This window comes from Cupriavidus sp. 01L43 (assembly GCF_056399925.1).
In genome coordinates this window covers 1-5,343 of sequence record NZ_JBFTSH010000032.1, presented here as the reverse complement: position 1 = coordinate 5,343, position 5,343 = coordinate 1, and the positions used below count along the sequence as shown (strand labels likewise).

The window sequence follows — 5,343 nt, the reverse complement described above, 5'->3', positions numbered from 1 at the left end:
GACTTCGGTCTGCGTGTTGCTTCAAAAGTTATTAAGTGCTCGCACAGTAAAACATGTTCGGTTCGTTCTTCGGAATGGATCGAGTCAGTTTTCTGAGAGTGAGCGACCGCTCGAAAGAGCGAGGTGCTTCGGCACCACACAGGTATTGAACTGAAGAGTTTGATCCTGGCTCAGATTGAACGCTGGCGGCATGCCTTACACATGCAAGTCGAACGGCAGCACGGGAGCAATCCTGGTGGCGAGTGGCGAACGGGTGAGTAATACATCGGAACGTGCCCTGTTGTGGGGGATAACTAGTCGAAAGATTAGCTAATACCGCATACGACCTGAGGGTGAAAGCGGGGGACCGWAAGGCCTCGCGCAATAGGAGCGGCCGATGTCTGATTAGCTAGTTGGTGGGGTAAAAGCTCACCAAGGCGACGATCAGTAGCTGGTCTGAGAGGACGATCAGCCACACTGGGACTGAGACACGGCCCAGACTCCTACGGGAGGCAGCAGTGGGGAATTTTGGACAATGGGGGCAACCCTGATCCAGCAATGCCGCGTGTGTGAAGAAGGCCTTCGGGTTGTAAAGCACTTTTGTCCGGAAAGAAATGGCTCTGGTTAATACCCGGAGTCGATGACGGTACCGGAAGAATAAGCACCGGCTAACTACGTGCCAGCAGCCGCGGTAATACGTAGGGTGCGAGCGTTAATCGGAATTACTGGGCGTAAAGCGTGCGCAGGCGGTTTTGTAAGACAGGCGTGAAATCCCCGGGCTCAACCTGGGAATTGCGCTTGTGACTGCAAGGCTAGAGTACGTCAGAGGGGGGTAGAATTCCACGTGTAGCAGTGAAATGCGTAGAGATGTGGAGGAATACCGATGGCGAAGGCAGCCCCCTGGGACGTGACTGACGCTCATGCACGAAAGCGTGGGGAGCAAACAGGATTAGATACCCTGGTAGTCCACGCCCTAAACGATGTCAACTAGTTGTTGGGGATTCATTTCCTCAGTAACGTAGCTAACGCGTGAAGTTGACCGCCTGGGGAGTACGGTCGCAAGATTAAAACTCAAAGGAATTGACGGGGACCCGCACAAGCGGTGGATGATGTGGATTAATTCGATGCAACGCGAAAAACCTTACCTACCCTTGACATGCCACTAACGAAGCAGAGATGCATTAGGTGCTCGAAAGAGAAAGTGGACACAGGTGCTGCATGGCTGTCGTCAGCTCGTGTCGTGAGATGTTGGGTTAAGTCCCGCAACGAGCGCAACCCTTGTCTCTAGTTGCTACGAAAGGGCACTCTAGAGAGACTGCCGGTGACAAACCGGAGGAAGGTGGGGATGACGTCAAGTCCTCATGGCCCTTATGGGTAGGGCTTCACACGTCATACAATGGTGCATACAGAGGGTTGCCAACCCGCGAGGGGGAGCTAATCCCAGAAAATGCATCGTAGTCCGGATCGTAGTCTGCAACTCGACTACGTGAAGCTGGAATCGCTAGTAATCGCGGATCAGCATGCCGCGGTGAATACGTTCCCGGGTCTTGTACACACCGCCCGTCACACCATGGGAGTGGGTTTTGCCAGAAGTAGTTAGCCTAACCGCAAGGAGGGCGATTACCACGGCAGGGTTCATGACTGGGGTGAAGTCGTAACAAGGTAGCCGTATCGGAAGGTGCGGCTGGATCACCTCCTTTCCAGAGGCTTGTGTTCACAAGTCAAGCGTTCACACTTATCGGTTTGTTTGCTGTTACAGCCAAGGGTCTGTAGCTCAGGTGGTTAGAGCACCGTCTTGATAAGGCGGGGGTCGTAGGTTCAAGTCCTACCAGACCCACCAAGTTATCCGGGGGATTAGCTCAGCTGGGAGAGCACCTGCTTTGCAAGCAGGGGGTCGTCGGTTCGATCCCGTCATCCTCCACCACTTACCTTGGTTGGTTTGCCAAATGAAAGCACTTAGCGCGAAGGCGCTGYGAGTGCTTTCATTTGGCATTGCCAAGCGATTGGATTCAMTGAATCCGTCGGCTGTTCTTTAACAATATGGGATGTAGTAAAGGTGTCGCGCGAGCGTTGATGAGACGCTGAATTATCCAACGCGATACCGGGTTGTGATTGTATCAACCAAAATGTATTTAAAGTGATCGAAAGATGACTTGGAATACGGCACAAACGCGAGAACTCAGACCTATGGTGAGTCGTGTGCTTAAGCGAAAGCTGAGACACACTCGTTATAGGGTCAAGCGAACAAGTGCATGTGGTGGATGCCTTGGCGATTACAGGCGATGAAGGACGCGGTAGCCTGCGAAAAGCTTCGGGGAGCTGGCAAACAAGCTTTGATCCGGAGATGTCCGAATGGGGAAACCCGGCCCTTATGGGTCATCCCTGACTGAATACATAGGTCAGGGAAGCGAACGCGGCGAACTGAAACATCTAAGTAGCTGCAGGAACAGAAATCAACCGAGATTCCCAAAGTAGTGGCGAACGAAATGGGAAGAGCCTTGTACTCTTTAGCAGCATTGTTAGCAGAACGGGATGGAAAGCCCGGCCATAGCAGGTGATAGCCCTGTATGCGAAAACAGCGTTGTGGAACTAGGTGTACGACAAGTAGGGCGGGACACGTGAAATCCTGTCTGAAGATGGGGGGACCATCCTCCAAGGCTAAATACTCGTAATCGACCGATAGTGAACCAGTACCGTGAGGGAAAGGCGAAAAGAACCCCGGGAGGGGAGTGAAATAGATCCTGAAACCGCATGCATACAAACAGTCGGAGCCTGGAAACGGGTGACGGCGTACCTTTTGTATAATGGGTCAGCGACTTACATTCAGTGGCAAGCTTAACCGATTAGGGAAGGCGTAGCGAAAGCGAGTCCGAATAGGGCGTTGAGTCGCTGGGTGTAGACCCGAAACCAGATGATCTATCCATGGCCAGGTTGAAGGTGCGGTAACACGTACTGGAGGACCGAACCCACTAACGTTGAAAAGTTAGGGGATGAGCTGTGGATAGGGGTGAAAGGCTAAACAAATCTGGAAATAGCTGGTTCTCTCCGAAAACTATTTAGGTAGTGCCTCGTGTCTCACCTTCGGGGGTAGAGCACTGTCATGGTTGGGGGGTCTATTGCTGATTACCCCGCCATAGCAAACTCCGAATACCGAAGAGTGCAATCACGGGAGACAGACATCGGGTGCTAACGTCCGGTGTCAAGAGGGAAACAACCCAGACCGCCAGCTAAGGTCCCCAAATATAGCTAAGTGGGAAACGAAGTGGGAAGGCTAAAACAGTCAGGAGGTTGGCTTAGAAGCAGCCACCCTTTAAAGAAAGCGTAATAGCTCACTGATCGAGTCGTCCTGCGCGGAAGATGTAACGGGGCTAAGCTATATACCGAAGCTGCGGACGCACAGTAATGTGCGTGGTAGGAGAGCGTTCTGTAAGCCTGTGAAGGTGTCTTGTAAAGGATGCTGGAGGTATCAGAAGTGCGAATGCTGACATGAGTAGCGATAAAGGGGGTGAAAGGCCCCCTCGCCGTAAGCCCAAGGTTTCCTACGCAACGTTCATCGGCGTAGGGTGAGTCGGCCCCTAAGGCGAGGCAGAGATGCGTAGCTGATGGGAAGCAGGTTAATATTCCTGCACCGTCGTATGATGCGATGGGGGGACGGATCGCGGAAGGTTGTCCGGGTGTTGGAAGTCCCGGTCCCTGCATTGGAGAAGGCGCTTAGGCAAATCCGGGCGCGTAATTCAAGGATGTGGGGCGAGCGGCCTTGAGCCGCGAAGCAATTGGAAGTGGTTCCAAGAAAAGCCTCTAAGCTTCAGTCATACGAGACCGTACCGCAAACCGACACAGGTGGGCGAGATGAGTATTCTAAGGCGCTTGAGAGAACTCGGGAGAAGGAACTCGGCAAATTGGTACCGTAACTTCGGGATAAGGTACGCCCTTGTAGCTTGACTGGCCTGCGCCAGGAGGGTGAAGGGGTTGCAATAAAATGGTGGCTGCGACTGTTTAATAAAAACACAGCACTCTGCAAACACGAAAGTGGACGTATAGGGTGTGACGCCTGCCCGGTGCCGGAAGATTAAATGATGGGGTGCAAGCTCTTGATTGAAGTCCCGGTAAACGGCGGCCGTAACTATAACGGTCCTAAGGTAGCGAAATTCCTTGTCGGGTAAGTTCCGACCTGCACGAATGGCGTAACGATGGCCACACTGTCTCCTCCCGAGACTCAGCGAAGTTGAAGTGTTTGTGATGATGCAATCTCCCCGCGGCTAGACGGAAAGACCCCATGAACCTTTACTGTAGCTTTGCATTGGACTTTGAACCGATCTGTGTAGGATAGGTGGGAGGCTTTGAAGCGTGGACGCTAGTTCACGTGGAGCCGTCCTTGAAATACCACCCTGGTTTGTTTGAGGTTCTAACCTTGGCCCGTGAATCCGGGTCGGGGACAGTGCATGGTAGGCAGTTTGACTGGGGCGGTCTCCTCCCAAAGTGTAACGGAGGAGTTCGAAGGTACGCTTGGTACGGTCGGACATCGTACCTAAAGTGCAATGGCAAAAGCGTGCTTAACTGCGAGACTGACAAGTCGAGCAGGTGCGAAAGCAGGACATAGTGATCCGGTGGTTCTGAATGGAAGGGCCATCGCTCAACGGATAAAAGGTACTCTGGGGATAACAGGCTGATACCGCCCAAGAGTTCATATCGACGGCGGTGTTTGGCACCTCGATGTCGGCTCATCTCATCCTGGGGCTGTAGCCGGTCCCAAGGGTATGGCTGTTCGCCATTTAAAGAGGTACGTGAGCTGGGTTTAAAACGTCGTGAGACAGTTTGGTCCCTATCTGCCGTGGGCGTTGGAATCTTGACGGGGGCTGCTCCTAGTACGAGAGGACCGGAGTGGACGTACCGCTGGTGTACCTGTTGTCTCGCCAGAGGCATCGCAGGGTAGCTATGTACGGAAGAGATAACCGCTGAAAGCATCTAAGCGGGAAACTCGCCTGAAGATGAGGATTCCCTGGAGGCTTGACCTCCTTGAAGGGTCGTTCGAGACCAGGACGTTGATAGGCTGGGTGTGGAAGCGCAGTAATGCGTTAAGCTAACCAGTACTAATTGCCCGTAAGGCTTGATCCTATAACCAGTGTGTCTTACCTGGTGTAGCGGTTCGCCGCCTTGTGCCACGATGGTACAAACACAACCAATCTTTACTACTCCCAGATTCGCCGTGYTGACATGCGTCAGCGCGGCAACCCCTCATGCCTGGTGACCATAGCGAGTCGGAACCACCCCTTCCCATCCCGAACAGGACCGTGAAACGACTTTGCGCCGATGATAGTGCGGACTACCCGTGTGAAAGTAGGTCATCGCCAGGCTCTTATACCC

At 53.2% G+C, this 5,343-nt stretch carries 2 tRNA genes and 3 rRNA genes; all 5 read left to right on the top strand.

Features of this window, described 5'->3' with window-relative positions:
* Positions 1-147: 147 nt before the first annotated feature.
* The 5 genes from AC1DP9_RS27535 (at position 148) to rrf (ending at position 5,333) form a co-directional block, all read left to right on the top strand.
* Positions 148-1,679: ribosomal RNA gene (locus AC1DP9_RS27535) — 16S ribosomal RNA — on the top strand.
* Between the two features lie 63 nt (positions 1,680-1,742).
* A tRNA-Ile gene (locus AC1DP9_RS27530) sits at positions 1,743-1,819 on the top strand.
* 8 nt (positions 1,820-1,827) lie between these two features.
* Positions 1,828-1,903, top strand: a tRNA-Ala gene (locus AC1DP9_RS27525).
* Between the two features lie 310 nt (positions 1,904-2,213).
* Positions 2,214-5,094 (top strand): 23S ribosomal RNA (locus AC1DP9_RS27520).
* 125 nt (positions 5,095-5,219) lie between these two features.
* A 5S ribosomal RNA gene (gene rrf / locus AC1DP9_RS27515) occupies positions 5,220-5,333 on the top strand.
* The 16S, 23S and 5S rRNA genes sit together here with 2 tRNA genes alongside, the layout of an rRNA operon.
* Positions 5,334-5,343: the final 10 nt, after the last annotated feature.